Consider the following 25443-nt stretch of genomic DNA (forward strand, 5'->3'; position numbering starts at 1 on the left):
AAGCGTGTGTAGGGTAATCCCCTACCGCGGGTTCGAATCCCGCCTCCTCCGCCAGAACACAAGCAACCACGGCCCTTATAGGCCGTTTTTGTTTTCTGCCCCTGTTGCTGCCCCCAATGAGATTTGGGAAGCTCTGGGAATGTTGGCTGGCTGTTTTCTTTGTTCGGTGTGGCGTTCGTGATGAAATAGGAATATTTCACGAAGACCAAAAAAGCGGACAACGATGATCAAAGCAACCGTACTCGACGTGCTGTAATTCCGAGTTGCCGTGCAATCAATCCGGCACGTCCGCGCCCCTTGGTCTGGTGTTGCTTCCACAGCCTTAACACCTCGGCTGCCAGCAACGCCTTTCTTTCTTGGTTAGTTTTTGTGCCTTTGGCGCGACCTTCAACGAGTCTGGCTACCCGAAGCACCTTGTTAATACTGGACAAGTAAGTGTTTGTGGCCCGCTTCAAATACACTCCAATCGGACTTTCCGAGAAGTCGCCGCCGCTTTCGCTCTCCGCCCATCGATAGACAGTTTTCCCCTTTCGTTCGCGAACCTCTATGCCTGGCAAGCGGATTGATCCGCGCACATGTTCGCCCGTCGGCCTTGGCTCCCCCGTCGGTACGGCTTCGTTCAGCCTGGCCTCGCTCAGCAGGTTGTAGATGTCCTTTTTCCTACCGCCCACTAGCGCGCCTTTCTTGTCCGTCGTTGCTTGTTCATTTTTTTAAGCGGGAAATTGCCCCCTCCCGGTCGCCTGGCCGGGCTAGGGGGCGGCGTGATCGGTTATTTCCGCTGTTCCTGCATGGTTCTCAGGGCCGCGGAGCAGGTTTTAAGAAGTATCGATACCCCGTAGGATTGCACCTCGTCGAGTTTGACTTCCTGGTGCTGGTCGATAAGGCCGGCGATAGCCTCCAGCGCAGTGCAGACAAGATGCGGGTCGCCGCTTTCGTCGATCATTGGGTTGATTGATGCGGCCGGTTCGCTTGAAACGGGTGGCATCATGCTCGTGACGTTTGCGGTCATGCTGTCGCCTCGCTGGATTTATGGTTGTGATGAAGGTCTGCGACGGCGCTTTCGATCAACAAGTCGACGCCAGTCATCGCAGAGTCGAGAACATGCCCAGCGATGGTGATTTTGCCGGCCGGGGTATTGCCGATGAGGATTCCAATTGTTTGAAGGATGCTTCTAGCCCCTTCAAGTTTGAGCGTTGCTTTGTCGAAGCGCTCGTCTGGTACTTGGATAGTAAAATCTGATTCAGCCATGATTTGAAGCTCCTTTTCAAGTTGTGGTCAGGGTCGGTCGGTGCGCGAACACCTTCCGGCCCGCTTTGCCAGTGACCGACTAGGCGGCGGCGATGCTCTTTGCTTGTTTCTTTGCTGCCTTGAATGCGTCATCAAGAGTTGGTGCTCTGACTGGTTCCTTGACGCTGGCAATGTAGTGGTCACGGCAGCGCCAAACACTTCCAATCGTCTGGCCGTTCATTTTCACGCGCCAATCTTCAATGCGCGGTTTTGGCTGAATGAATTCGATCTTGGTCGCCATGGTTTCCTCACTATGATCGCTGCTCGTCAGGCTGCGGTCTTACTCCTAATCGGCGTGACGCCGGCAACGGTTTGAACGGTGTCGCAGAACTGCGCCCATTGAGACATCAGCAAGCGGCGCTTGTCGAATAGTGTGCCGCGCGCATATGACGCCTCGGCCTTGTCCTTGAGTAAGTGGGCCAGGGCGTGCTCTATGACTTCGCGGGGGAATGCCGTTGTCTCGCCGGCCCAATCCCTGAACGTAGACCGGAAGCCGTGAACGGTCAGGTCGTCCCGCTTCATGCGGCCAAGTAGGGCCAGCATTGCCATATTGGAAAGCGGCTTTCCTGCTTTGGGTCCGGGGAAAACGTAGCCGGTGCGTTCATCGATTGTTGTTGCCTTGAGGACTTCAATCGCGCGATCTGAAAGCGGTATGCGGTGCTCCTTTTCGGCCTTCATTCGCTCGGCTGGAATCGTCCATACCTTTTCGCCAAGGTCGATTTCGTCCCACGTGGCGCCGATTGTCTCGCCGGTCCGGCAGGCCGTGAGGATAGTGAATTCAAGCGCCATCGCTGCCATGCCTTGCTGCTTGCGCAGTTCCTTGATGAAGCTCCCCGTTTCGGAAAAGGGTAGGGCGGTGTGGTGCTTAACCTTTTGGACTTTTGACGGCTTGGGGAACAAGTTTTCAAGGTGGCCGTGCCAGCGTGCCGGGTTGTCCCCCTGGGGGCGGTAGCCTTGCGTTGCCGACCAATCCAAAACCGATTCAATCCGGCCGCGAAGGCGGCTAGCCGTTTCGTTCTTGGTCTCCCAAATTGGTTTGAGGACTCGGACAACGAGGCCGGTATCAATGTCGGCAACGAAGAGGTGGCCGAACGTTGGGGCGACGTAGGAGGCGATTGTGTTGGTCCATTGGTCGGCGTGCTTCGCGTTCTTCCAGCCCGCCCGGTGGGCGTCGATATATTCCTTGGCTGCCTCGGCAAAGGTAATGCGCTTTGATGCTTCCTTGGCTTGAGCGTCCCGAGCTTTTTGGCGGGCGTCGATAGGGTCAACGCCTTGCCGGATTTGTTTGCGAAGGTCTAGCGCCAGGTCGCGGGCTTCGGCCAGTGAAATATCAGACACCGGGCCAAGGCCCATTTCCCTGGCGCGGCCGGCGATGGTGAAGAGAAACGCCCACGTCTTCACGCCGGCTGAGTTGCGCTTCCCTTCTTTGCTTACTCGCAAATACAGGCCGCCGCCGTCTGCGTAGTAGCCCGGTTCTGTCTTTGATTCGACGCCCTTTGCCGTGAGCGGGGCTTTCACTCGCTTTGCCATTTTTCGTTCCTTCCCCTGTTGCTGCCCCCAATCATATTTTGGATTTTATAGGAACGCAAGGGAATCTATAGGAAGCGAATGTTCACCAATATGCTGTAATTAAACAGTTTGTTTATTTGTTTGCCGGATAATTTGGAACGCCTAGGAACCATGTTAGAAGGACGCCTCCTCCGCCAAATTCGAAATGGCCATCATTGGCCCGTAAGAACCCTCAGCAGCCCGCAGGTATCCCAAAGAACCAGCGAGGCAACTGAGGGTTTTTTCGTATCAGCTCCGATTGTCGATGGTGTTTAGAGACTCCGAGGTGCTCTTACGAAGACTTTGCTCCTCAACGTCAATAATATCGGAAAGCCGATAGCGCACGTGGGCTCGAATTTTCAGGAAAACCGGGCCGATCCCTTCGCAGCGCCAACGTTCGAGAGTGCCTTCTGAAACCAGCCAATGTTGGGCGAGTTGTTCCTGAGTCCATAAAGCGGGCTGAGTCATGATTTATCCTTCATTGAAGTTCGCAGTCGACGATGGTGGCGTTTGAATCCATGGTAGGTGCCTGCAAAATACATCGTGCCTTGATCGGATGACCCGATATTCCGCATTGCTACGGGATAAGTCGATGAAATGGGTGTAATCGGGCGTGAGAATGGTTTTCTACTTTATTGGGTGTAAATGGGTGTAGTGTTGGCTCATGCTGAAAACTGACACCATCCAGATCACCCCGGAGATCCTGAGTCTGATTGCCAGGATCGACGAGTTCAAAGGCGCTTGGCGCGCCTTGGGCACGCTTGCCCCCGATCGCCTGTCGGCCTTGCGCCGCGTGGCCACCATCGAGAGCATCGGTTCCTCCACCCGCATTGAGGGCAGCAAGCTGTCTGACCGGGAGGTGGAACAACGGCTGTCGAATCTGGAGATCAAATCCTTCGCCACTCGCGACGAGCAGGAAGTGGCTGGCTATGCCGAACTGATGGACTTGGTGTTCTCGTCGTGGCAGGACATCCCGTTCACCGAGAATCACATCAAACAGTTACACCAGATTCTGTTGCGCCACAGCGAGAAGGACACCTGGCATCGCGGCAACTACAAAACCAACACAAACAGCGTCGCTGCTTTCGACGAAACCGGCGCGCAGATCGGTATCGTGTTTCAGACCGCGTCACCTTTCGATACGCCTCGGCTGATGACAGAGTTGGTGGCATGGGTCAACCAGGAGCGCGAGACTGCCCGGCTGCATCCACTGCTGATCATCGCTCTGTGCGTCGTCGTATTCTTGGAGATTCATCCCTTCCAGGATGGCAACGGGCGCCTCTCCCGGGTGCTGACCACGCTCCTGCTGCTGCAGGCCGGGTACGCCTATGTGCCGTACAGCTCGTTGGAAAGCGTGATCGAACACAGCAAGGAAGCCTACTACCTGGCGCTGCGTCAAACCCAAGGCACGATCCGCACGGAATCGCCGAATTGGCAGCCGTGGCTTGTATTCTTTCTACGTTCCCTGGCCGAGCAGATGCGGCGTCTGGAGAAGAAGGTCGAGCGCGAGAAGATCGTGCTGGCGGCCCTGCCTGAACTGCAGCTACAGATAGTCGAGTTTGCCCACGAGCATGGTCGTGTCACGATTGGTGAAGCGATCAAGTTGACCGGTGCCAGCCGCAATACGTTGAAGCAGCATTTCCGTACCTTGGTCGAACGCGGCACGCTGAACCAGCAAGGCAGTGGCCGAGGGGTTTGGTACAACCTGCGCTAAAACGCTCTAAATGGCGACGGTCTTGCTGGTGGACGACATGAGGCATGCGGATTCATAGTCTTAGATATCGACAAGACGGTAGAGCACGCGACCGCCGAGTTTCAGATATTTGGGGCCGATCCCTTCGGTTCGCCAGCGTTCAAGTGTTGCCTCACTGATATCCCAGCGCTTGGCGAGGTTTCGTTGGTTGAAATGAATGATCTCCATGCAGGGCTCCGAACGGGTTGGTGGGGCGACCCGCTGCCGCATCCATCCAAGCTACGGCTATTTCCACGGTCAACCCGAAAAAATGGCCAAAAACGAAATGTCAAAGGTCGCTTATTTTTTCACCAGCCACCACGACACCCAGCGCGATAGTCGCGGCATCACCAGATAGGACATCGCCAGCGCGACCAGGGCGGTAAAAACGGCGGTTCTGAGCAGGAAAGGCCAGCTGGCGAGGAGCGGTGCGACCAGCCAGAGGAGAAGGGCAACCGTCGGGAAGATGCCCAGCCAACTAACGACCGTCATTCGCCATTTCGCTGGCGGTCGGCTGGCCGGAATGGCGGTGGGGGCAAACCAGGCATCGAGGCCGGTGAGCAGGCGGTATTCGGGATCGCCTTCGGCGACGGCGCGCAATCGTTCATGCCAGAGGGCGCGCTGGGGCGAGCCGTTCCAGCGTTCGAGATCAGTTTCGTTGGCGAAGCGCTGGACGATCTGATAGTCGCCGCCGACGCTTTCCGGCGGGATCAGCTGGGCGGCGAGATAGCCCGGAAAGGTGCTGGCATCGGCGAACATGGCGCGGATCAGCGCCTCGTAGGCTTCTTCGCAGCCGGCTTTGGCCTTGCGGCGGACGACGCGAATCAGCGGCTCACTCATGGCGTGTTGCGTTTCAGTCGGTATTGCAGTTGCGGGCGGGTGATGCCGAGAACGCGGGCGGCGCCGGCCAGATTGCCGTCGGCGCGTTTGACGGCTTCGGTGAGCAGTTCCTCTTCGAGTTGTTCGAGTGACATGCCGCTCGAAATGATCGAATCGAGCAGGCTGGAACTGCATTTTTTGGACTTGCCCTGTTCCAGGGAGCCGGATGCCGAAATCGCCGATTCCCACGATTTTGCTTCGCTGACGTGCGTAAATAAATGCTCCAGTTCGATCCAGCCACCTTGCGGGGCGAGGATGACGCCGCGCTCGATCATGTTTTCCAGCTCGCGCACATTGCCGGGCCACGGATAGCCCTTCATGGCCTGCAGCGTCTTGTCGGTGACGCCGAGCAGACGTTTTTCGTGCAGCGTCGAGAAGCGGCCGAGCATCGCTTCGACCAACGGCTGAATGTCGGCGACGCGTTCGCGCAGCGGCGGAATGGTCACCGGATAGACGTTCAGGCGATAGTAAAGGTCGGAGCGGAAACGACCTTCCTTGACGGCATTGGCCAGATCGACGTTGGTCGCGGCGACCAGCCGGATATTGACCTTGCGGGTCCGGTCGTCGCCGAGGCGTTCGATTTCACCTTCCTGCAACACACGCAGCAGCTTGGCCTGAGCGGCCAGCGGCAATTCGCCGATTTCGTCGAGAAACAGCGTGCCGCCGTCGGCTCGTTCGAACTTGCCCATGCGCGAACTCTGCGCGCCGGTGTAGGCGCCTTTTTCGACGCCGAACAGTTCAGACTCGATGAGGTCGTGGGGCAGGGCGGCGCAGTTGATGGCGACGAAAGGGCCTTGGCGGCGTGAACTTTCTTGATGCAGGGCGCGGGCAAAGCGTTCCTTGCCGACACCGGTTTCGCCAAGCAGTAAAACCGTGACCGAGGTGCACGACGCCTTGGAAACGAGTTCCTGGGCTTGCTTGAATCCGTTCGAGATGCCGACCAGTTGGGGCGTCTGGACATTCTGCGTGATCGTCGTGCGGAGATACTCGACCTGGGTGCGCAGCTCCATCAGGTGATTAAGCATGGGGTCGGACTGGAAGTAACTGGCGTGTTCTTCGGCATCCTCCCATTCCTCGAGCGGCTTGCCGATGATGCGGCAATGGTTGTCACCGCAGGCGATGCACTCGACTTCCTTGAACAGGATGAACTTGCCGACGAAGGCCGAGGTGTAACCGGAGGCGTAGCCGATTTGCGACCAGCAGACCGGTTCGTTCGAGCGGCCGAACTCCTTCATATGAACGTCCTGTTCCCAGGAGTTTTCCCAGAGGAATTCGCCCTCGAAATGGCCGGTTTCGATGTCCATTTTGAGGTTGACCGGCGTAACCCGGACGATGCCTTCGAGCATGTGCAGTTGGGGGCCGGTGAAGAAGGCGTCCTGCAGCGACTGGTGAGCGCGAATGCGCTTGGCCAGTTCGGCATCGCGCACGCCTGAGGCGTAGCCCATGCGGGTCAGGATGCGTCGGGTCTGTTCCTTGCCCACCGAATCAACCAGCTCCTTGCGCAGGGTGCCGAGGGCGGCCGTATGCATGAGGATCATCCGGTTTTCACCGAGCCAGATCGTGCCGTCGTGTTCGCAAAACTTGACCAGATTTCTCAGGTCATTGGATTCCGGGTACTGAATCGTCGTCATCTTGTCTCTCTGCCGTTCAATGCCGACAGGCTTCCGCGGCATTCATTTTTTATGTCAGCAAGGCCGTCTGGCGGCATTGGCTGGGTACCGAATTTTCAACGAATTGCACAACGAATAATTCTCGAGATTATTTCATGATTTTGAGATTCGGTGGCAATCCGCTTTCTGACTATTACCTTCGTCAAGTATAGGCCGTGTGCCTCGTCAGTCCCGCGCGCGGCGACATATCCGCCGCGAATCCGGTCTTTTTTTCGTTTGATGCAATTGATCAATTGATTAACTGGCAATGAATCAGTTGATCAAAACGTAATTTCCATGGCAGCGGGGTTGGCCTGGAAATTTGAGTTTTTCAATATAAACAGTGCCTTATAGTTCTGGCACGCTCCTTGAGTAAGAGATGGTCTCGACGCATCGTTGATCGCGTCGTCACCAGGAGAAAGCAGCATGGGGCAAGAGGACATTGTTCAACCGGGAATCACCTTCGATCCGACACGTCGCTACGTTCGTGTTTGCGAACAGCGGCCGGACGGTTTCATCGAATTCGAATTCGCCATTGGCGATCCCGCCATGTGCGTCGAACTGATGTTGCCGGAAGCTGCTTTCCACGATTTTTGCCTGGCCAACGCCGTCATCGTTCTTGACCCGGCCACGCCCGGTCAGGGCGACTGGGCGGCACGCTTGAATGCGGCGTCACAGCAGCAAATATCAGACGCCGGCTAACCATCCCGTTAGAGGGAATATAAGAGGAGACATCTATGGAAATTGATCTGCGTACAGTCGCCATCAAGCCCTTGCGACACACCTTCGATCACATCGCGCGACGCTTTGGCGACAAGCCGGCCAGCCGTTATCAGGAAGGCACCTACGATATCCAGCAAACGGATATTTTCCACTACCGCCCGATGTGGGAACCGGAGCTGCAGTTGTTCGACAAGCGCCGCACCCAGATTCAGATGAAGGACTGGTACGCGCTCAAAGACCCGCGCCAGTTTTACTACGGCGCCTGGACAATTGCCCGTTCTCGGCAGCAGGATGCCGCTGAGTCGAGCTTCGACATGATCGAAGAGCGCGGCCTGGCTGACATCGTTCCCGAAGAAATAAAGCAGACCGCCCTGGCTGTTCTGGTCCCGCTGCGCCACGTCGAGTGGGGCGGCAACATGGGCAACTCCTACATTTCCGCCTACGGCTACGGCACGGCGGTGACCCAGCCCTGCCTCTACCACGCCATGGATCACCTCGCCGTCGCCCAGTACCTGACCCGTATCGGCCTGGTTCTGGATGGCCCGGAAGCGCTCGACACTGCCAAGGACGCCTGGATGACCGGCGCCATGTGGCAGCCGATGCGCCAGCACGTCGAAAACGTATTGGTCGTCACCGACTGGTTCGAGATTTTCGTTGCCCAGAACCTCGTGCTCGAAGGCCTGACCTATCCGCTCATTTACGACTACCTCGACGGTGATTTCTCGGCCAATGGCGGCACGGTCATTTCGATGATGACCCGCTTTATGGGCGAGTGGTCGACCGAAACGGCCAAGTGGGTCGATGCCCAGATCAAGGTGGCGGCGGCCGAGTCGGCTGAGAACAAGGCGCTGATCAGCGATTGGGTCAAGCAGTATCGCCCGCTCGTGCTCGCCGCACTGGCCCCGATCGCCCAACGTGCCTTCGGCGATCAGGCCGAAACGGTGCTCGCCGAAGTGACCGCCCAGTTCAACGCCCGTTGTGCCAAATCCGGCCTCTCCGTCTAGGAATTCCCATGTCCAACGTATTTATCGCCTTTCAACTGAATGAAGACACCCGCCCGATCATTGAGGCGGTGCTCGCCGACAACCCGCATGCCGTGGCCAACGAATCACCGGCCATGGTCAAGATCGACGCCGAGGGCCAGCTGGTCATCAAGCGCAATTCCATCGAAGAGCTGATCGGCCGCGATTTCGACCTGCAGGAGCTGCAGATCAACCTCATCACCATTTCCGGCCACCTTGACGAAGACGACGACGAATTCAAGTTGTCCTGGCTGAACTGATTTAGGAGACGAACATGGATATGAACGTTAAAAAGAAGAAGCTGGGCCTCAAGGAAAAATACGCCCATATGACCCGCGGCCTCGACTGGCAGACCTCCTATCAGCCGATGGACAAGGTCTTCCCGCAGGCGACTTTCGAAGGCATCAAGATTCACGATTGGGACAAGTGGGAAGACCCGTTCCGCCTGACCATGGATGCCTACTGGAAATATCAGGCCGAGAAGGAGCGCAAGCTGTACGCCGTGCTCGACGCCTTTGCCCAGAACAACGGCCACCTCGGCATCACCGATGCGCGCTACCTCAATGCCGTCAAATTGTTCCTGACCGGCATTTCGCCGCTTGAATATGTCGCGCACCGTGGCTTTGCCGCCGCTGGCCGCAACTTCCCGGGCGTTGGCCCGCGCGTCGCCTGCCTGATGCAGTCGGTCGATGAAATCCGCCATGCCCAGACGCAGATTCACGCCATCTCGAACTACAACAAGCATTACGACGGCTTCCATGACTTCAAGCACATGCTTGAGCGCGTCTGGTATCTCTCGGTGCCCAAGTCCTTCTTCGACGATGCCTTCAGTGCCGGCCCCTTCGAGTGGATGATCGCCATCGGCTTCAGCTTCGAATACGTCCTGACCAACCTGCTCTTCGTGCCCTTCATGTCCGGTGCCGCCTACAACGGCGACATGGCGACGGTGACTTTCGGCTTCTCGGCGCAGTCCGACGAAGCCCGTCACATGACGCTCGGCCTCGAGTGCATCAAGTTCATGCTCGAGCAGGATCCGGACAACCTGCCCATCGTCCAGAAGTGGATCGACAAGTGGGCCTGGCGCGGCATCCGCGTGCTGTCGCTGGTCGGCATGATGATGGACTACATGCTGCCGAAGCGCGTCATGAGCTGGAAGGAAGCCTGGGAAATCTATTTCGAGCAGAACGGGGGTGCCCTGTTCGCCGACCTGGCGCGCTACGGCATCAAGGTGCCGGATTGCCTGACCCAGTGCACCGAAGACAAGGAACACATCTCCCATCAAGCCTGGGCGACCTTCTACCAGTACGGCGGCGCTGCCGCTTTCCACACCTGGATGCCGAACGACGAGGAAATGGACTGGCTGTCGGCCAAGTATCCGAACACCTTCGACAAGTACTACCGCGCCCGCTTCACCTACTGGCGTGACGAGGCCGAGAAGGGCAACCGTTTCTACACCAACACGTTGCCCATGCTATGCCAGGTCTGCCAGATCCCGATGATCTTCACCGAGCCGGGCGACCCGACCACGCTCTGCTACCGCGAATCGGAGTACGAGGGCGAGAAGTACCACACCTGTTCGGACGGCTGTCAGCACATCTTCGACAACGAGCCGGAGAAGTACGTCCAGTCGTGGTTGCCGGTGCACCAGATTTATCAGGGCAACTGCTTCCCGGAGGGCACCGATCCGACCGCCGAGGGCTTCGACCCGCTGGCTGCCGTGCTCGACTGGTACCACTTCAACAATGGCCACGACAACCTTGATTTCGAGGGTTCGCGTGACCAGGCCAACTTTGCCGCCTGGCGCGGCATGGCGACCAAAAACACCTGATCGTTCTAGATGAAGGGAGGGCGGCAATGACCGTCGCCTTCCCTGATAAAAAGGAGACAAAGATGGCTGTACAAGCTCTGAAAGATTACAAATTTCCCCCGGCTGATTCGGTCGACAAGTTCCATGGCGCCCAGTTGCTCTACGTTGGTTGGGACGACCACCTGATGTTCTGCGCCCCGTTCGCCTATTGCCTGCCGCCGAACACCCCGTTCAGCGACCTGTGCCAAAAGTCCATGGCGCATTCCTTCGGCTATCACCCGGACTGGAAGAGCGTCGATTTCAGCAAGGTGACCTGGCTGAAATCCGGTCAGCCGTGGCAGCCGGACATGAGCAAGACGCTGGCCGAGCTGGGGCTCAAGCACAAGGACATGCTGCGTTTCCAGACGCCGGGCCTCAAGGGCATCAACGGCAGCTGTTCCTGAGCCGGGGGCGTCATGAGTTACGAACTGACCATTGAGCCGCTCGGCCAGACCATCGAAGTCGAGGATGGCCAAACCATTCTCGATGCCGCCCTGCGCGCCGGCATTTACCTGCCGCACGCCTGCTGTCATGGCCTGTGCGCCACCTGCAAGGTGCAGGTGCTGGATGGCGAAATCGATCACGGCGAAGCCTCGACCTTTGCCCTGATGGATTTCGAGCGAGAGGAGGGCAAGACGCTGGCCTGCTGCTGCCGGCTGGAGTCCGATACGGTGATCGAAGCCGAGATCGAGGAAGATCCCGATTCGCGCAACCTGCCGGTGCGGGACTACGACGGCGAAGTGATCCGCATCGAAGCCCTGACGCCGACCATTCGCGGTATCTGGCTCAAGCTCGACCGTCCCATGGATTTCCAGGCCGGGCAGTACATCAATCTGGAGATTCCTGCGGTCGACGGGCAATCACGGGCATTTTCCCTGGCCAATTCGCCGCAGAGCGGCGACGTTGTCGAACTGAACGTGCGCATTGTGCCGGGCGGTCAGGTCACGACCTGGCTGCACGAGAAGCTGGAAGTCGGCGAGAAGCTCAAACTAACTGGCCCTTACGGCCGTTTCTTCGTCAAGAAATCGGCCAATGTGCCGCTGGTTTTCATGGCCGGTGGCTCCGGGCTATCCAGCCCGAAATCGATGATCGAGGACTTGCTGGCCGAAGGCTTCGATAAGCCGATGACGCTGGTGTACGGTCAGCGCAGCCGTGAAGAGCTGTATTACGACGCCGAGTTCCGGGCGTTGGCCGAGAAGCATGCCAACTTCACCTATGTTCCCGCCTTGTCGAGCGAGCCAGAGGGTTCCGACTGGACGGGTGCCCGGGGCTTCGTGCACGAGGCGGCGAAGGCGCACTTCAATAACGATTTTCGCGGTCACAAGGCCTACCTGTGCGGACCGCCGGCGATGATCGAAGCCTGTATCAGCACGCTGATGCAGGGCCGGCTGTTCGAGCGCGACATCTACATGGAGAAATTCTTCTCGGCGGCGGATGCCTCGCAGCAACTGAAAAGCCCCTTGTTCAAGAACATCTAGTGGCCAGTCGGTGGTTATTAGTCGCGAGCTCAAACCCGGCGACTACTGGCTAGCGACTAACAACTAATAACGAGAGACTAACGATGATCTATTACAACGTGCTGATCGAGGAAACCGGCGAGACCTTTCGTTGCTCGCCGGTAGAGTCCCTGCTGGTCGGGATGGAGCGTCTTGGCAAGAAAGGCATTCCGGTCGGTTGTCGCGGCGGCGGCTGCGGCGTCTGCAAGGTCGAGATCACCGCCGGCACTTACGTCAAGCGGGTGATGAGCCGTGAGTACGTCAGCGTCGAGGACGAGGCGGCGGATCGCGTGCTGGCCTGCCGGGTCAGGCCGACCAGCGACATCACGCTCAAGGTGCTCGGCAAGATGGCCAAGAACGTCTGTAAAACGCAGCCGCTGGTGGCGCCGACGCTCGCCGTTTAGAGAGCGTCGGGCATTGCCACGGTCAACCGGAAAAAATGGCCAATTTCGAAAACCGGCCAGGCGGATTCAGGCGGCCAGTTTTTCGTTCAGCTGGTCTTTCGGGATCGACTGAACGGAGCGGAAAGTGAGCCGGATGTGTTCGCCGAGGATCGCGGTGGCCTTGTCGGCATCGCGGGCCATGGCCGCCTGCATCAGGGCTTCGTGTTCGGCATGGATGTCGCGCGGAATCGGCTGCAGGTAGAGCGACAGGCGGCGATAGCGTTCGGCCTGCTGGTAGAGGATGGAGAGGAAATGCTTGAGCCAGCGCGACGGACAGGCCGCGATGAGCACCTCGTGAAAGATGCGGTTGCGCTCTTCCCACTCTTCCCGGTCGTCGGTGCCGATGCGCTTTTCCTCGGCCTTGGCCAGGCGGTGAAAAGCGGCCAGCAAGTCGCCTTCCCACGCATCGTCGCCCATGGTGATCGACTGGCGCAGGGCCTCGCATTCGAGCATGACGCGGGTTTGGGTGATGTCTTCGAAATCTTCGAGGGACACCGGGGCGACGCGAAAGCCGCGCTGTCCCTGGCTGACGACGAGGGCGTCGGAAATGAGCAGCGAAAGCGCTTCGCGCAACGTGCCGGCGCCGACGCCGTAGTCGTCCTTGAGATGCTCGACGCGGAGTTTTTCGCCGGGGGCGAGGTGGCCTTCGATGATGTCGCGACGGAGTGCGCGGTAGGCGGATTCGACAAGGGTTTTCGGTTCTGACATGAGGCTGTCGCCATTCGATGTGCTGTTGTTAGCCATGATTTTGGGTTCGGTTCAGTGGTTTGACCAGACGCGTTAATTTTACCCTGAGCCGGGAAATTTTCAGGGTTTTTAAAAATCTCGAGAAAAAGTATTGACATCGAGATTCGTTGCAAATATCGTAATGGTAAATCGATTGCGCAGATTTTTGGGTGATCGAAATACTCAAAAAACAGGAGAAGACAAATGGCAATGACTGGTGTTTTACGTCCCGGACACGCTCAGATGCGGGTGCTCGACATTGAAGAAAGCGTCGATTTCTATTCGAAGGTGCTGGGCCTGGTCGAAACCGGTCGTGATGCCCAGGGCCGTGTTTATTTCAAGACTTGGGAAGAGCGCGATCACAACAGCGTCATCCTGCGCCAGGCCGAGACGGCCGGCATCGACTTCTTCGCCTTCAAGGTCGATAGCGATGCCACGCTGGCCAAGCTCGAGAAGGATCTGAACGCCTACGGCGTCGCCACCAAGCGGATCCCGGCCGGCGAGTTGCTGGAAACTGGCGAGCGCGTGCGCTTCACGCTGCCGACCGGCCACGACATCGAGCTGTATGCGCAAAAGACGGCCATTGGCAACGAGATGGGCGAACTCAATCCGGAAGCCTGGTGTGCCGGCGCCGAAAAGGGCATCGCCCCGATCCGCCTCGACCATTGCCTGCTTTACGGGCCGGATATCGAAAAAGCCCAGGCCATCTTCCAGGATGTCCTCGGTTTCTACCTCGTCGAGCACATCGCGCTCGACGACAACCAGGATCTGGCGATCTGGCTGTCGTGCTCGACCAAGGCCCATGACATCGCTTTCGTCCGCCATCCGGAACCGGGCAAGCTGCACCACGTTTCCTTCCTGCTCGAAAGCTGGGAGCAGGTGCTGCGCGCCGCCGACCTGATGTCGATGAATCGCGTGTCCATCGACATCGGCCCGACCCGCCATGGCGTCACCCGTGGCACGACGATCTACGCCTTCGATCCGAACGGCAATCGCTTCGAAACCTTCTGCGGCGGCAACTATGCCTACCCTGATCAGAAACCGACGAAGTGGACCATGGATGAAGTGGGCGCCGCCGTGTTCTATCACGACCGCAAGCTCAACGATCGCTTCCTGACCGTGGTGACCTGATGCAAGTTGCCGCCACGATCCCGGGGATTTCGGCCGAGGCAGCTGCGGCCGCCTGTGCGGCAGCCGTGGCCCATGCCACGGCCAACGGCTGGAAGATCAACGTTGCCGTGGTCGACCGTGGCGGCAATCTGATGGCCTTCCTGCGCATGCCCGGCGCCTTCATCCACTCGATCGATATCGCCATCGACAAGGCCTACACCTCGGCCAGCTTCGGTTTTCCGACCAAGGCGTGGATGGGGGCGATCGGCCACGACGAAGGAATGAAACTGGGCTTTTCGGCCCAGCCGCGGCTGATCGTTTTCGGTGGCGGTTTGCCGGTGGGTTCGGGCGACTGGCTCGGCGGCATCGGTGTTTCCGGTGCTTCCGAAGCGCAGGACGAAGAATGTGCTCAGGCGGGCCTGGCGGCCATCGGTCTGGCTTGAATCTGGCAAATGAACAGCAAACAAAAATAGGAAAACAAGGGAATGAAGCAAATCCTGAATTTCATCAATGGCGAATTTGTCGCGACAGGCAAGCAGTTCGAGAAGCGCACGCCGCTCGATAATTCGCTGATCGGCATGGTCCACGAAGCCGGCAAGGCCGAAGTCGATGCGGCCGTCCAGGCGGCCCGCGACGCCCTCGAAGGGCCGTGGGGCAAGATGACCGTGGTCGAGCGCACCGACATCCTGAACAAGGTGGCCGACGAGATCACCCGCCGCTTCGACGAATTCCTCGAAGCTGAATGCGCCGATACCGGCAAGCCGAAGAGCCTCGCCTCGCACATCGACATCCCGCGCGGTGCGGCCAACTTCAAGATCTTCGCCGACGTCATCAAGAATGCACCGACCGAATTCTTCGAAATGGCGACGCCGGATGGCAAGGGCGCGCTCAACTACGCGATTCGCCGCCCGGTGGGCGTCGTCGGTGTCGTCTGCCCGTGGAACCTGCCGCTGCTGCTCATGACCTGGAAGGTCGGCCCGGCGCTGGCCTGCGGCAACACCGTCGTCGTCAAGCCTTCCGAAGAAACGCCGTCGACCGCGACGCTGCTCGGCGAAGTCATGAATGCCTGTGGCGTGCCGAAGGGCGTTTATAACGTCGTGCATGGCTTCGGCCCGAATTCGGCCGGCGAATTCCTGACCACCAACCAGGGCGTCAATGCCATCACTTTCACCGGCGAAACGCGGACCGGTGCGGCGATCATGAAAGCGGCAGCCGATGGCGCCCGTCCGGTGTCGCTGGAAATGGGCGGCAAGAATCCGGCCATTGTTTTCGCCGATGCCAATCTCGATGTTGCCATCGAAGCGACCATTCGTTCCTGCTTCTCCAACTGCGGCCAGGTTTGCCTCGGTACGGAGCGCGTTTATGTCGAGCGGCCGTTCTTCGAGACCTTCGTCGCCGCGCTGAAGGCCGGGGCCGAAAAGCTCAAGCTCGGCGTGCCGAGCGACCCGAGCAGCAACATGGGGCCGCTGGTCAGCCAGGAACATCGCAACAAGGTCCTGTCGTATTACAAGAAAGCGGTCGAGGAGGGCGCCACGGTCGTTACCGGCGGCGGTGTTCCCGACATGCCGGGCGAACTGGCCAACGGCGCCTGGGTGCAACCGACCATCTGGACCGGCCTGGGCGACGACTCGACCGTGGCTCGCGAAGAAATCTTCGGGCCATGCACGCTCGTCATGCCTTTCGACAGCGAAGACGAGGTCATCAAGCGCGCCAATAGCACGAGCTATGGCCTGGCCGCTTCGGTCTTCACGCAGGATGTCAATCGCGCTCACCGCGTTGCCGGCCGTATCGAAGCCGGCCTGGTCTGGGTCAACAGCTGGTTCCTGCGCGACCTGCGCACGCCGTTCGGTGGCGCCAAGCATTCGGGTATTGGCCGCGAAGGTGGCGTGCATTCGCTTGAGTTCTACACCGAACTCAAGAATGTCTGCATCAAGCTGTAAGGCGAAGCGGGCATGTCGGCGAACTCTCCCGAAATCGGCCGCCGCATCCTGGCGGGCGGCATCGAGACCAACTACCACGATGTCGGTAGCGGGGCGCCGGTGTTGCTCATCCATGGTTCCGGGCCGGGGGTGACGGCGTGGGCCAACTGGCGTCTGGTCTTGCCGGAACTGGCCAAGACCTGTCGGGCGATTGCACCGGACATGGTTGGTTTTGGCTACACCGAGCGGCCGGCCGGCATTGAGTACAGCACCGATGGTTGGGTCGATCACGCCATTGGTCTTCTTGACGCACTGGGTATCGAACAGACCGACCTGATCGGCAATTCCTTCGGTGGCGCCATTGCGTTGGCGCTGGCCGTCCGTCATCCGCAGCGTGTGCGTCGGCTGGTGTTGATGGGCAGCGTTGGCGTGCCGTTTGAAATCACGTCGGAACTCGATGCGGTGTGGGGCTACGAGCCGTCGCTGGCGGCAATGCGCGGCCTGCTCGACATCTTTGCCTATGACCGCAGTCTGGTCACCGATGAGCTGGCCGAGTTGCGCTATCAGGCCAGCATCCGGCCCGGCTTTCAGGAATCCTTTTCGGCCATGTTCCCGGCCCCGCGTCAGCGTTGGGTCGATGCCATGGCCTGTGCCGAAGCCGACATCCGGGCGATCAAGCACAAGACGCTGGTCATCCACGGCCGCGACGACCTGGTCATTCCGCTGAGCAACTCCCTGACCCTAAATCGCTGGATCGACGACTCGCAGCTGCACGTTTTCGGGCGTTGCGGACACTGGGTGCAGATCGAACACAACCGCGAATTCAACCAGCTGGTCAGCAATTTCCTGGCCGAATAAAGAGAAAACATCATGGAACAATCGCAAATCAACGACCTCGGCGACGAACTTTACGACGCCCTGGTCGCCGGCAAGACGGTCAGCCCACTGACCTCGCGCGGCTTCGACATCACTGTCGAGGATGCCTACTACATCCAGCAACGCATGCTGTCGCGCCGGCTGGAAAATGGCGAGAAGGTCATCGGCAAGAAGATCGGCGTCACCAGCAAGCCGGTCATGAACCTGCTCGGCGTCCATCAGCCCGACTTCGGCTACCTGCTCGGTGGCATGGTCTACAACGAAGGCGAATCCATCGAGATGAGCTCGCTGATCCAGCCCAAGGCCGAAGGTGAAATCGCCTTCCTGCTCAAGAATGATCTGCAAGGTCCGGGCGTTACCGCCGCCGATGTCCTGGCCGCCACGGAAGGCGTCATGGCCTGCTTCGAAATCGTTGATTCGCGCATCACCGACTGGAAAATCAAGATCCAGGACACCGTTGCCGACAACGCTTCCTGCGGCGTCTTCGTGCTCGGCGACCAACTCGTCGATATCAGCAACATCGACCTCGGCCTGTGCGGCATGGTTCTCGAAAAGAACGGCGAAATCGTCGTCACTGGCGCCGGCGCCGCGACCATGGGTCACCCGGTCAACGCCATGGTCTGGCTGGCCAATACGCTGGGCAAGCTCGGCATCGCCCTCAAGGCTGGCGACATCGTGCTGTCCGGCGCGATGGGCGCCATGGTCCCGGTGGTCAAGGGCGACAACCTGCGCATGACCATCGGCGGTCTCGGCGGCTGCTCGGTTCGTTTCGTCTAAGCAGATCGCGCGAAATGGACCTCCAGATACATTCCAAAATTGCCCTGATTTCCGGGTCGACCGTAGGAATCGGCTTTGCCATTGCTACGGAGCTGGCGCGCGAAGGTGCGAAGGTGGTGATCAACGGCCGCAGCCAGAAAAGTGTCGATGCGGCGCTTGCCCGGCTGCGTTCGCTGGTTGCCGGCGTCGATGTGCAGGGTGTGGCGGTTGATTTGTCCACCGCGGAAGGTTGCCAGGTTCTGTTCGCTGCCTGCCCGCAGGCCGACATTCTGGTCAACAACCTCGGCATCTTCGATCCGGTGCCGTTCGACGCCATCCCCGACAGCGAATGGCAACGCTTCTTCGACGTCAATGTGATGAGCGGCGTTCGTCTGGCCCGCCATTACCTGCCGGCGATGAAGGCGTCCAACTGGGGGCGCATCGTTTTCATCTCCAGCGAATCCGGTATCAACACGCCGGGCGAGATGGTGCATTACGGCATGACCAAGTCGGCCCAATTGGCCGTATCGCGCGGTCTTGCCCAGAGCTGCGCCGGAACGGGCGTCACGGTTAACGCCGTACTGCCCGGTCCGACCCGCTCCGAAGGTGTCGGTGAGTTCTTCGCCAAGCTGGCCGCCGAGGCAGGCATCGGCCTTGATGAAATGGAGCGCCGCTTCTTCGCCGAGGGCCGTCCGACCTCAATTATCAAACGCATGATCGATCCGGCCGAAGTGGCTGCGCTGGTCGCCTACGTCTGCAGCGCACGCGCTGCTGCGACGACGGGGGCCGCGCTGCGCGTCGAAGGCGGGATCGTTTCCACCATTTGCTGAACCACGATCAATAAGGAAATATTGATGACCCAAAAAATCAAATGCGCCCTGATCGGCCCGGGCAACATCGGGACCGACCTGCTCTACAAACTCAAGCGCAGCCCCTACCTTGACCCCGTCTGGATGATCGGCATCGACCCGGAATCCGAAGGCCTCAAGCGTGCCGCCGAAATGGGTCTGAAGACCTGCGCCACCGGTGTCGACGGTTTCCTCCCGCACGTCCTCGAAGACAATGTACAGATCGCCTTCGACGCCACCTCGGCCTACGTCCACGCCGAGAACTCGCGCAAGCTCAACGCGCTGGGCGTTCTCATGATCGACCTGACGCCGGCCGCCATCGGGCCGTTCTGCGTTCCGCCGGTCAACCTCAAGGAACACGTCGGTCGCCGTGAAATGAACGTCAACATGGTCACCTGCGGTGGCCAGGCCACCATCCCCATGGTCGCTGCCGTCTCCCGCGTCCAGCCGGTCGCCTACGGCGAAATCGTCGCCACCGTTTCTTCGAAGAGCGCCGGCCCCGGCACCCGCAAGAACATCGATGAATTCACCCGGACCACCGCCGGTGCCGTCGAAAAAGTCGGCGGCGCCAAGAAGGGCAAGGCCATCATCATCATCAACCCGGCCGAACCGCCGCTCGTCATGCGCGACACGGTGCATTGCCTGACCGAAACCGCTCCGGACCAGGCCGCGATCACTGAGTCCATCCACGCCATGATCAAGGAAGTCCAGAAGTACGTCCCGGGCTACCGCCTGGTCAACGGCCCGGTCTTCGACGGCAACCGCGTCTCCGTCTACATGGAAGTCACCGGCCTCGGCGACTTCCTGCCGACCTACGCCGGCAATCTCGACATCATGACCGCCGCCGGTGCGCGCACCGCCGAAATGTTCGCCGAAGAAATGATCAAGGGCACGCTCAAGCTTGAGCCCGTAGTTGCCTAAGGAACTGGAGAAAACAATGACCCTACGCGGCAAAAAAGTAACCGTCCACGACATGACCCTGCGGGATGGTATGCATCCCAAGCGTCACCTGATGACTCTCGACCAGATGGTCAGCATCGCCACCGGCCTCGACGAAGCCGGCGTGCCCCTGATCGAAGTCACCCACGGCGACGGCCTCGGTGGTTCCTCGGTCAACTACGGCTTCCCGGCCCACACCGACGAGGAATACCTCGGCGCCGTCATCCCCAGGATGAAGAACGCCAAGGTCTCGGCCCTGCTGCTGCCCGGCATCGGTACCGTCGATCACCTCAAGATGGCCCGTGACCTCGGTGTTAATACCATCCGTGTCGCCACCCACTGCACCGAAGCCGACGTCTCCGAGCAGCACATCACCATGGCCCGCAAGCTCGACATGGACACTGTCGGCTTCCTCATGATGGCTCACATGAACAGTGCCGAAGGTCTGGTCAAGCAAGCCAAACTCATGGAAGGCTACGGCGCCAACTGCATCTACGTCACCGATTCGGCCGGTCACCTGCTGCCGGAAGGCGTCAAGGAACGCCTCGCTGCAGTCAGACAAGCCCTGAAACCAGAAACCGAACTCGGTTTCCACGGCCACCACAACCTGGCGATGGGCGTCGCCAACTCGATCGCCGCCATCGAAGTCGGTGCCAACCGCGTCGATGCCGCTGCCGCAGGCCTCGGTGCCGGCGCCGGCAATACACCGATGGAAGTGCTGATCGCCGTGTGCAGCCTGATGGGCATCGAAACCGGGGTTGATGTCGCCAAGATCACCGACGTCGCCGAAGACCTTGTCGTGCCGATGATGGACTTCCCGATCCGCATCGACCGCGATGCACTGACGCTCGGTTATGCCGGCGTCTATGGCTCCTTCCTGCTCTTCGCCAAGCGTGCCTCGGTGAAGTACGGCGTACCGGCGCGCGACATCCTGGTCGAGCTGGGCCGTCGCGGCATGGTTGGCGGACAGGAAGACATGATTGAAGACACCGCCATGAGCATGGCACGCGCACGAGGACTGATGGCATGAAACTGAACCAGCAAACCATCGGCCAACTGGCCGAACTGCTCGAAAACGCCGAACTGCAGGCGCATGACGTCGTCAAGATTACCGATGCCCATCCGGAAATGGATTGGGACGATGCCTACGCCATCCAGAACGAAATCCTGCGGCGCAAGCTGGCCCGCGGCAACAAGGTCGTCGGCCTGAAGGCCGGCCTGACCTCGCACGCCAAGATGAAGCAGATGGGCGTCGAAACTCCGTGTTTCGGCTTCCTGGTCGACACCTTTAGCGTGGCGGATGGCGGCGAAATCAAGATCGATCAACTGATCCACCCGAAGGTCGAGCCGGAAATCGTCTTCGTCCTGAAAAAGTCCCTGAAAGGCCCCGGCTGCCACATTGGCGCCGTGCTGGCGGCGACCGATTTCATCATGCCGGGCATCGAGATCATCGATTCGCGTTACCGCGATTTCAAGTTCGACCTGAAGAGTGTCATCGCCGACAACTGCTCCTCATCGCGCTTTGTCGTCGGTGGACAGATGACGCCAGTCGCCGGTCTCGATCTGCGCACCCTGGGCGTGGTCATGGAAAAGAACGGCGAACCCGTTGCCATCGGTGCCGGTGCTGCCGTTCTCGGCCACCCCGCGGCAGCCATTGCCATGCTGGCCAACCATCTCGGGGCGCGTGGCGAGGAAATTCCGGCCGGCACGATGATCCTGTCCGGTGGCGTGACTGAGGCCGTTGCTGTCAAGGCTGGCGATCACGTCAATCTGCGTATCCAGTCACTGGGTCGCGTCAGCTGCCGTTTCGTTTAAGGAGACACCATGCCATTCGCACAAATCTATTTGATCGAAGGACGCACCGAAGAGCAGAAGAGGGCGGTTATCGAAAAGGTCAGCGCTGCCCTGGTCGAAGCGCTCGGCGCACCGATCGAGAACGTCCGTGTCTGGATTCACGACGTGCCCAAGGCGCAATGGGGAATCGGCGGCAAGACCGCCAAGGACCTCGGGCGCTGAAAACTGCTTTTTCGGTGCGGGAAAGGCTTTCCCGCACCGAAAAAGCATCTTCAGGAACATTGGTAAGCCGGTTTTTCAATGCGGGAATATCCATACCTTTACAGTATTTAACGTCGTGTTAATTGGTATTGGACGGTATTGGTTTGAGCAATGCATAGTCTGAAAGAGCCGAAATTTAAATGGCTGTTGCAACGAAAAACGATTGAAAAAAGTGCCACCAAAAAGGCACGGAAAACTGGAGGAATAGATGGACTGGGTGAAAAAAATATCGTGGTTGCCATTCGCTGCCACCGTTGCGTGCGGTGCGCTGACCGCCTGCTCGCAAGGCCCGGACATGTCTGGAATTGCGGCTGAACGCGAGCGTTCGGTGCATCGTTACGACATCAGTCAGGCGATGGCCAGCAATGGCAAAGTGGTCGTGGTCGGTACCCAAAGCGGTGTCGTCCTGACCTCTGAAGATCAGGGCAAAAGCTGGAAACGGACGGCCTTGGGCAACACCTCGCTGGTCGACGTGACCGTCTGCGGTGATCAGGGCTTCGTCGCCATCGACCACTACCACAAGGTGTGGTCGGCCGATGCCGACGGCAAGAACTGGAAGTCGGTTCCTCTCGACATGCCACGTACGCCATTGGCGGTCACTTGCGACAAGCAGGGCGGCTGGTGGGTCGTCGGCGTCAATGCGGTCATTGCCGGCAGCACCGACCAGGGCAAGACCTGGAAAACCACCGATCTGGGCGAAGACACGCAGATTACGACCATCCAGTTTCTCGACGAGAAAAGTGGCATCGCCCTCGGCGAATTCGGCCTGACGGTGATGACTGAGGATGGCGGGGTCAACTGGAAAAAAGGCCCGAAAATGCCGGGCGAGTTCTATCCCTATGCTGCGCTGTTCGCCAATGGCAACGAAGGCTGGGTCAGCGGTCTGGCCGGGCAGATGCTGCACACCAACGACGGTGGCAAATCGTGGACCAAGCAGGCCAATACGACGCAGGCCACGCTTAATCGGCTGTTCATGCACGAAGGCGTTCCTTACGGCGTCGGTGCCAGCGGTGTTATTGCCCGCCTCGAAGGCGATAGCTGGCGCGCTGTGCCGTACACCGACCCCGTGCCGGTCTTTCTGGGCGGTGGCGCTTCCCTGCCGGGCCAATCGGCCATCGTGATCGGCGGCCCGGGTGGGCTGCTCCGTGCTGTCAGCACGCACGCCAAACAATAAGCCACGGAGACATCAACACCATGGTTGCAAAAGCCCGCCACGCCATTACCCATGCCCTGCACAAGGGAGAGGAATGGATTTTCCGCAATCCGAAGATCGTCCTGTCGCTGGTCCTTCTGGTGACCTGCCTGTTCGGCACTGCCCTGCCCAGCCTGCGCGTTTTCACCGACTTTGCTGATCTGCTGCCGCAGAACCATAGCTATATCAAGGTCTACAACCGCCTGAAAGAGAATTTCGGCGGCGCCAACATGATCGTCATGTCGGTCGAGGTCGACAAGGGGACCATCTTCAACGACGAAACCCTGAAACTCATTCACGAAGCGACGCAAGGCGTCGATAACCTGCCGAGCGTCAACCACAACCTCGTCAGCAGCCTGACGCACCGCACGGCACGCAAGGTTTTTCTCGACGATCAGGGCGGCTTTGCCTCCGAGTCCTACTACGATCCGCTCAAGCCGAAGCGCACCGTGGCCGAGTTGGAGCAGCTCAGAAACGACGTCATCGCCAACCCGACCATCTACGGCCTGCTTGTCTCGCCAGATATGAAGGCGGCGCTGATCAAGGCCCAGATGAACGAGGGCTCCATCGACTATCCGACCACCTTCGCCGCCTTGCAGAAGGTCCGCGAGACGCTGGCCCGGCCCGGGCATCAGATCTATGTGACGGGTAATCCGGTGTTGACCGGCTGGGTCTATACCTACCTCAACCAGATTGTCGAGATCATGATGTGGACGCTGCTCCTGCTGTCTGCGCTGTTGATTCTCTACTTTCGTCGGTTTTATGGCGTCGCGCTGCCGCTACTCGGTATTGCCTTGTCCTCCATTTGGGGCCTCGGCTTCATGGCGGCGATGGGCATCAACCTTGAGCCGCTCTCCTTGCCGATTCCCTTCCTGATCGCTGCCCGTGCCACGTCGCATGGCGTGCAGCTGGTGGTGCGCTACTACGAGGAACTGGCTGTCGTCCATGACGGCAAGAAGGCCGCCCGCAACGCGCTGGATGCCCTGTTCCGCCCCGGATCACTGGCCATCATCGTCGATGCGGTTGGGATTGCGGTGCTCATGCTGGGTGCCGCGCCGTTCAATCATAAACTCGGTATGGCTGCCGGGTTTTGGGGCTTTTCGGTGATCTTCACGGTGCACTTTATGGTCCCGCTGGCGCTGACCATCCTGCCCGCGCCAAAGAACCACCAGAACGGCAACCAAGGCATCCGCGCCTTCCTCGGCAAGGCCATGGCGATGACCGGCGGTACTGACGGCGGTGCCCGCTCGATCCTGATCCTGACCCTGATCGGTGCGATCGGCGGTATGTACTTTGTGAGCAAGGTGCAGCTCGGTGAGTCCGAACCGGGCTCGCCACTGCTCCATCTGAGTCACGACTACAACGTGTCGACCAAAGCCATTAACACGCGCTTTCCGGGTTCCGAGGAACTGCATGTCGCGGCCCGTACGGACGAGAAGGGCGGCATCAAGCGTCCCGACGTCATGGCGGCCATCGAGCGTTTCCAGGCGCACATGCTGTCCGATCCGGGGCTGGGCGGCACCAAAGCCATGCCGGGCGTGCTGCGCGTGGTCAATAAGCTGACCCACAACGACGACCCGCGCTGGATGCAGTTGCCCGATACGGCCGACGAAATCGGCGGGCTGATGTTCGCCTACATGGCCTCCAGCCCGATTCCCGGTGCCTTGAAGGAGTTCGTCACTTCCGACGAAAACGAAGCCAACATGGTCTTCTACTACAAGGACCACCAGGCCGAAACGATCAACCGCATCGTCGCGCTGGCCGAGGAAGGCATCAAGAAGATCGAAGCCGAGGTGCCCGGCCTGCACATCGAACTCGGGGGCGGCATCATCGGCGTCACGGCGGCTGGCAATCAGGCCTTGCATACCGACCACATGATCATCATTCCGGCCGTCATGCTGCTCGCCTTCTTCATCGTGATGATCTACTACAGCTCGCTGCACGCCGGTTGGCTGATGGTTCTGCCGATGCTGTTCTCGACCCTGATGACCTACGCCTACATGGGCGCGCTAAACATCGGGATCAGCGTCAATACCGTGCCGGTCATTGCCGTCGGTGTTGGCGTCGGCATCGACTACGCCGTGTACTTCATGGACCGCATCCGCGAAGAGTATGCCGTGATGCGCGACATGAAGAAGGCGGTCATTACCGCTGTCGCCACCACCGGCTACGCCGTGAGCTTTACGGCCGTCACGCTGATCGCCGGCGTCGTGATGTGGATCTTCATGTCCGATCTGCGCTTCCAGTCGGACGCCGCGATCCTTCTTTCTTTCATGCTCATCGTCAACGCGATCGCCGCCGTGCTGATCGTGCCGTCCTGGTGCGTCGTCTTCAAACCGAAGTTTGTGACCTTGGTGCATTACGACGAAGACGGTGTTCTGGAAAACGACTAACAAC

29 protein-coding genes are annotated in these 25443 nt (G+C 59.4%); 20 read left to right on the plus strand and 9 right to left on the minus strand.

The annotated features are described in order from the left end of the window. Positions 1-769: 769 nt before the first annotated feature. The 5 genes from ADADOO_RS14180 to ADADOO_RS14200 all read right to left on the minus strand — a co-directional run bounded on the left by ADADOO_RS14180 (position 770) and on the right by ADADOO_RS14200 (position 3303). Positions 770-1009: a hypothetical protein gene (locus tag ADADOO_RS14180; protein WP_511278154.1), complete on the minus strand. Its 240-nt coding sequence runs from the start codon at positions 1007-1009 to the stop codon at positions 770-772. Beyond that, the gene (locus ADADOO_RS14185; protein WP_511278155.1) at positions 1006-1248 is read right to left on the minus strand and encodes a hypothetical protein; all 243 of its coding nucleotides are present in this window, start codon (positions 1246-1248) and stop codon (positions 1006-1008) included. Before ADADOO_RS14185 ends, ADADOO_RS14180 begins: the two co-directional genes overlap by 4 nt. A gap of 79 nt (positions 1249-1327) precedes the next feature. Further along, positions 1328-1528: a hypothetical protein gene (locus ADADOO_RS14190; protein ID WP_511278156.1), complete on the minus strand. Its 201-nt coding sequence runs from the start codon at positions 1526-1528 to the stop codon at positions 1328-1330. Positions 1529-1554: 26 nt separating this feature from the next. Then, positions 1555-2817, minus strand: a complete 1263-nt coding sequence (locus ADADOO_RS14195) for a tyrosine-type recombinase/integrase (protein WP_511278157.1) — start codon at positions 2815-2817, stop codon at positions 1555-1557. 267 nt (positions 2818-3084) lie between these two features. Beyond that, on the minus strand, positions 3085-3303 hold the full coding sequence (locus ADADOO_RS14200) for a DNA-binding protein (protein WP_511278158.1): 219 nt from the start codon (positions 3301-3303) through the stop codon (positions 3085-3087). Positions 3304-3499: 196 nt separating this feature from the next. Here ADADOO_RS14200 and ADADOO_RS14205 point away from each other — a divergent pair, with 196 nt between their 5' ends. Beyond that, positions 3500-4549 carry a Fic family protein gene (locus tag ADADOO_RS14205; RefSeq protein ID WP_511278159.1) on the plus strand — a complete coding sequence of 350 codons (1050 nt, stop codon included), beginning with the start codon at positions 3500-3502 and terminating at the stop codon, positions 4547-4549. A 60-nt stretch (positions 4550-4609) separates the two neighbouring features. On the opposite strand, the gene ADADOO_RS14210 is transcribed toward ADADOO_RS14205, so the two are convergent. From ADADOO_RS14210 to ADADOO_RS14220, 3 genes are all read right to left on the minus strand, one after another. Further along, on the minus strand, positions 4610-4756 hold the full coding sequence (locus tag ADADOO_RS14210; RefSeq protein ID WP_511278160.1) for a helix-turn-helix transcriptional regulator: 147 nt from the start codon (positions 4754-4756) through the stop codon (positions 4610-4612). A 111-nt stretch (positions 4757-4867) separates the two neighbouring features. Continuing rightward, positions 4868-5407 carry an antibiotic biosynthesis monooxygenase gene (locus tag ADADOO_RS14215; RefSeq protein ID WP_511278161.1) on the minus strand — a complete coding sequence of 180 codons (540 nt, stop codon included), beginning with the start codon at positions 5405-5407 and terminating at the stop codon, positions 4868-4870. Beyond that, positions 5404-7077 (minus strand): sigma 54-interacting transcriptional regulator, encoded by a 1674-nt coding sequence (locus ADADOO_RS14220; RefSeq protein ID WP_511278162.1) that lies wholly within the window; start codon positions 7075-7077, stop codon positions 5404-5406. Before ADADOO_RS14220 ends, ADADOO_RS14215 begins: the two co-directional genes overlap by 4 nt. A 444-nt stretch (positions 7078-7521) precedes the next feature. Between ADADOO_RS14220 and ADADOO_RS14225 the strand changes: the two genes are divergently transcribed. The 7 genes from ADADOO_RS14225 to ADADOO_RS14255 all read left to right on the plus strand — a co-directional run bounded on the left by ADADOO_RS14225 (position 7522) and on the right by ADADOO_RS14255 (position 12586). Further along, entirely contained in the window at positions 7522-7797 is a 276-nt protein-coding gene (locus ADADOO_RS14225; RefSeq protein ID WP_511278163.1) for a phenol hydroxylase subunit, read from the plus strand. A 35-nt stretch (positions 7798-7832) separates the two neighbouring features. Further along, positions 7833-8822 carry an aromatic/alkene monooxygenase hydroxylase subunit beta gene (locus tag ADADOO_RS14230; RefSeq protein WP_511278164.1) on the plus strand — a complete coding sequence of 330 codons (990 nt, stop codon included), beginning with the start codon at positions 7833-7835 and terminating at the stop codon, positions 8820-8822. 8 nt (positions 8823-8830) lie between these two features. Then, positions 8831-9100, plus strand: coding sequence for an MmoB/DmpM family protein (locus tag ADADOO_RS14235; RefSeq protein ID WP_511278165.1), 270 nt, complete (start codon positions 8831-8833; stop codon positions 9098-9100). 14 nt (positions 9101-9114) lie between these two features. Continuing rightward, positions 9115-10668, plus strand: coding sequence for an aromatic/alkene/methane monooxygenase hydroxylase/oxygenase subunit alpha (locus ADADOO_RS14240; protein WP_511278166.1), 1554 nt, complete (start codon positions 9115-9117; stop codon positions 10666-10668). A 62-nt stretch (positions 10669-10730) separates the two neighbouring features. After that, on the plus strand, positions 10731-11090 hold the full coding sequence (locus ADADOO_RS14245) for a phenol hydroxylase subunit P4 (protein ID WP_511278167.1): 360 nt from the start codon (positions 10731-10733) through the stop codon (positions 11088-11090). Positions 11091-11102: 12 nt separating this feature from the next. Then, positions 11103-12164, plus strand: coding sequence for an NADH:ubiquinone reductase (Na(+)-transporting) subunit F (locus tag ADADOO_RS14250; RefSeq protein ID WP_511278168.1), 1062 nt, complete (start codon positions 11103-11105; stop codon positions 12162-12164). A gap of 83 nt (positions 12165-12247) precedes the next feature. Continuing rightward, positions 12248-12586 carry a 2Fe-2S iron-sulfur cluster binding domain-containing protein gene (locus ADADOO_RS14255; RefSeq protein ID WP_511278169.1) on the plus strand — a complete coding sequence of 113 codons (339 nt, stop codon included), beginning with the start codon at positions 12248-12250 and terminating at the stop codon, positions 12584-12586. A 66-nt stretch (positions 12587-12652) separates the two neighbouring features. Here the strand turns inward: ADADOO_RS14255 and ADADOO_RS14260 are convergent, their stop codons facing one another. Further along, a complete protein-coding gene (locus ADADOO_RS14260; RefSeq protein ID WP_511278170.1) occupies positions 12653-13333 on the minus strand; it encodes a GntR family transcriptional regulator in 681 nt (226 codons plus the stop codon). Positions 13334-13555: 222 nt separating this feature from the next. On the opposite strand from ADADOO_RS14260, the gene ADADOO_RS14265 reads away from it, so the two are divergent. The 12 genes from ADADOO_RS14265 to ADADOO_RS14320 all read left to right on the plus strand — a co-directional run bounded on the left by ADADOO_RS14265 (position 13556) and on the right by ADADOO_RS14320 (position 25439). Beyond that, a complete protein-coding gene (locus ADADOO_RS14265) occupies positions 13556-14482 on the plus strand; it encodes a catechol 2,3-dioxygenase (protein ID WP_511278171.1) in 927 nt (308 codons plus the stop codon). Next, on the plus strand, positions 14482-14904 hold the full coding sequence (locus ADADOO_RS14270) for a GlcG/HbpS family heme-binding protein (protein WP_511278172.1): 423 nt from the start codon (positions 14482-14484) through the stop codon (positions 14902-14904). Before ADADOO_RS14265 ends, ADADOO_RS14270 begins: the two co-directional genes overlap by 1 nt. 42 nt (positions 14905-14946) lie before the next feature. Continuing rightward, on the plus strand, positions 14947-16401 hold the full coding sequence (locus ADADOO_RS14275) for a 2-hydroxymuconic semialdehyde dehydrogenase (protein ID WP_511278173.1): 1455 nt from the start codon (positions 14947-14949) through the stop codon (positions 16399-16401). A gap of 12 nt (positions 16402-16413) precedes the next feature. Further along, on the plus strand, positions 16414-17238 hold the full coding sequence (locus tag ADADOO_RS14280) for an alpha/beta fold hydrolase (protein ID WP_511278174.1): 825 nt from the start codon (positions 16414-16416) through the stop codon (positions 17236-17238). A gap of 12 nt (positions 17239-17250) precedes the next feature. Beyond that, on the plus strand, positions 17251-18033 hold the full coding sequence (gene dmpE, locus ADADOO_RS14285; protein WP_511278175.1) for a 2-oxopent-4-enoate hydratase: 783 nt from the start codon (positions 17251-17253) through the stop codon (positions 18031-18033). Positions 18034-18047: 14 nt separating this feature from the next. Beyond that, complete coding sequence (locus ADADOO_RS14290) at positions 18048-18842, plus strand: SDR family NAD(P)-dependent oxidoreductase (RefSeq protein ID WP_511278176.1); 795 nt, start codon at positions 18048-18050, stop codon at positions 18840-18842. Positions 18843-18866: 24 nt separating this feature from the next. After that, positions 18867-19781 (plus strand): acetaldehyde dehydrogenase (acetylating), encoded by a 915-nt coding sequence (locus tag ADADOO_RS14295; protein WP_511278177.1) that lies wholly within the window; start codon positions 18867-18869, stop codon positions 19779-19781. Positions 19782-19797: 16 nt separating this feature from the next. Further along, positions 19798-20829 carry a 4-hydroxy-2-oxovalerate aldolase gene (gene dmpG / locus ADADOO_RS14300; protein ID WP_511278178.1) on the plus strand — a complete coding sequence of 344 codons (1032 nt, stop codon included), beginning with the start codon at positions 19798-19800 and terminating at the stop codon, positions 20827-20829. Next, positions 20826-21614: a 2-oxo-3-hexenedioate decarboxylase gene (gene dmpH / locus ADADOO_RS14305; RefSeq protein ID WP_511278179.1), complete on the plus strand. Its 789-nt coding sequence runs from the start codon at positions 20826-20828 to the stop codon at positions 21612-21614. Before dmpG ends, dmpH begins: the two co-directional genes overlap by 4 nt. Positions 21615-21623: 9 nt before the next feature. Continuing rightward, positions 21624-21815, plus strand: a complete 192-nt coding sequence (gene thmT, locus ADADOO_RS14310) for a 2-hydroxymuconate tautomerase (RefSeq protein WP_226404599.1) — start codon at positions 21624-21626, stop codon at positions 21813-21815. 247 nt (positions 21816-22062) lie between these two features. Continuing rightward, positions 22063-23028 carry a WD40/YVTN/BNR-like repeat-containing protein gene (locus ADADOO_RS14315; RefSeq protein WP_511278180.1) on the plus strand — a complete coding sequence of 322 codons (966 nt, stop codon included), beginning with the start codon at positions 22063-22065 and terminating at the stop codon, positions 23026-23028. Positions 23029-23048: 20 nt separating this feature from the next. Beyond that, positions 23049-25439, plus strand: a complete 2391-nt coding sequence (locus ADADOO_RS14320; RefSeq protein ID WP_511278181.1) for an efflux RND transporter permease subunit — start codon at positions 23049-23051, stop codon at positions 25437-25439. The last annotated feature ends 4 nt before the right edge of the window (positions 25440-25443 follow it).

This window comes from Azonexus sp. (assembly GCF_036170495.1).
Lineage (GTDB): Bacteria > Pseudomonadota > Gammaproteobacteria > Burkholderiales > Rhodocyclaceae > Azonexus.

Coding starts and splice junctions, on each gene's coding strand:
- ADADOO_RS14180 (WP_511278154.1), bottom strand. CDS start 1,009: ATGACCGCAAACGTCACGAGCATGATGCCACCCGTTTCAAGCGAACCG.
- ADADOO_RS14185 (WP_511278155.1), bottom strand. CDS start 1,248: ATGGCTGAATCAGATTTTACTATCCAAGTACCAGACGAGCGCTTCGAC.
- ADADOO_RS14190 (WP_511278156.1), bottom strand. CDS start 1,528: ATGGCGACCAAGATCGAATTCATTCAGCCAAAACCGCGCATTGAAGAT.
- ADADOO_RS14195 (WP_511278157.1), bottom strand. CDS start 2,817: ATGGCAAAGCGAGTGAAAGCCCCGCTCACGGCAAAGGGCGTCGAATCA.
- ADADOO_RS14200 (WP_511278158.1), bottom strand. CDS start 3,303: ATGACTCAGCCCGCTTTATGGACTCAGGAACAACTCGCCCAACATTGG.
- ADADOO_RS14205 (WP_511278159.1), top strand. CDS start 3,500: ATGCTGAAAACTGACACCATCCAGATCACCCCGGAGATCCTGAGTCTG.
- ADADOO_RS14210 (WP_511278160.1), bottom strand. CDS start 4,756: ATGGAGATCATTCATTTCAACCAACGAAACCTCGCCAAGCGCTGGGAT.
- ADADOO_RS14215 (WP_511278161.1), bottom strand. CDS start 5,407: ATGAGTGAGCCGCTGATTCGCGTCGTCCGCCGCAAGGCCAAAGCCGGC.
- ADADOO_RS14220 (WP_511278162.1), bottom strand. CDS start 7,077: ATGACGACGATTCAGTACCCGGAATCCAATGACCTGAGAAATCTGGTC.
- ADADOO_RS14225 (WP_511278163.1), top strand. CDS start 7,522: ATGGGGCAAGAGGACATTGTTCAACCGGGAATCACCTTCGATCCGACA.
- ADADOO_RS14230 (WP_511278164.1), top strand. CDS start 7,833: ATGGAAATTGATCTGCGTACAGTCGCCATCAAGCCCTTGCGACACACC.
- ADADOO_RS14235 (WP_511278165.1), top strand. CDS start 8,831: ATGTCCAACGTATTTATCGCCTTTCAACTGAATGAAGACACCCGCCCG.
- ADADOO_RS14240 (WP_511278166.1), top strand. CDS start 9,115: ATGGATATGAACGTTAAAAAGAAGAAGCTGGGCCTCAAGGAAAAATAC.
- ADADOO_RS14245 (WP_511278167.1), top strand. CDS start 10,731: ATGGCTGTACAAGCTCTGAAAGATTACAAATTTCCCCCGGCTGATTCG.
- ADADOO_RS14250 (WP_511278168.1), top strand. CDS start 11,103: ATGAGTTACGAACTGACCATTGAGCCGCTCGGCCAGACCATCGAAGTC.
- ADADOO_RS14255 (WP_511278169.1), top strand. CDS start 12,248: ATGATCTATTACAACGTGCTGATCGAGGAAACCGGCGAGACCTTTCGT.
- ADADOO_RS14260 (WP_511278170.1), bottom strand. CDS start 13,333: ATGTCAGAACCGAAAACCCTTGTCGAATCCGCCTACCGCGCACTCCGT.
- ADADOO_RS14265 (WP_511278171.1), top strand. CDS start 13,556: ATGGCAATGACTGGTGTTTTACGTCCCGGACACGCTCAGATGCGGGTG.
- ADADOO_RS14270 (WP_511278172.1), top strand. CDS start 14,482: ATGCAAGTTGCCGCCACGATCCCGGGGATTTCGGCCGAGGCAGCTGCG.
- ADADOO_RS14275 (WP_511278173.1), top strand. CDS start 14,947: ATGAAGCAAATCCTGAATTTCATCAATGGCGAATTTGTCGCGACAGGC.
- ADADOO_RS14280 (WP_511278174.1), top strand. CDS start 16,414: ATGTCGGCGAACTCTCCCGAAATCGGCCGCCGCATCCTGGCGGGCGGC.
- dmpE (WP_511278175.1), top strand. CDS start 17,251: ATGGAACAATCGCAAATCAACGACCTCGGCGACGAACTTTACGACGCC.
- ADADOO_RS14290 (WP_511278176.1), top strand. CDS start 18,048: ATGGACCTCCAGATACATTCCAAAATTGCCCTGATTTCCGGGTCGACC.
- ADADOO_RS14295 (WP_511278177.1), top strand. CDS start 18,867: ATGACCCAAAAAATCAAATGCGCCCTGATCGGCCCGGGCAACATCGGG.
- dmpG (WP_511278178.1), top strand. CDS start 19,798: ATGACCCTACGCGGCAAAAAAGTAACCGTCCACGACATGACCCTGCGG.
- dmpH (WP_511278179.1), top strand. CDS start 20,826: ATGAAACTGAACCAGCAAACCATCGGCCAACTGGCCGAACTGCTCGAA.
- thmT (WP_226404599.1), top strand. CDS start 21,624: ATGCCATTCGCACAAATCTATTTGATCGAAGGACGCACCGAAGAGCAG.
- ADADOO_RS14315 (WP_511278180.1), top strand. CDS start 22,063: ATGGACTGGGTGAAAAAAATATCGTGGTTGCCATTCGCTGCCACCGTT.
- ADADOO_RS14320 (WP_511278181.1), top strand. CDS start 23,049: ATGGTTGCAAAAGCCCGCCACGCCATTACCCATGCCCTGCACAAGGGA.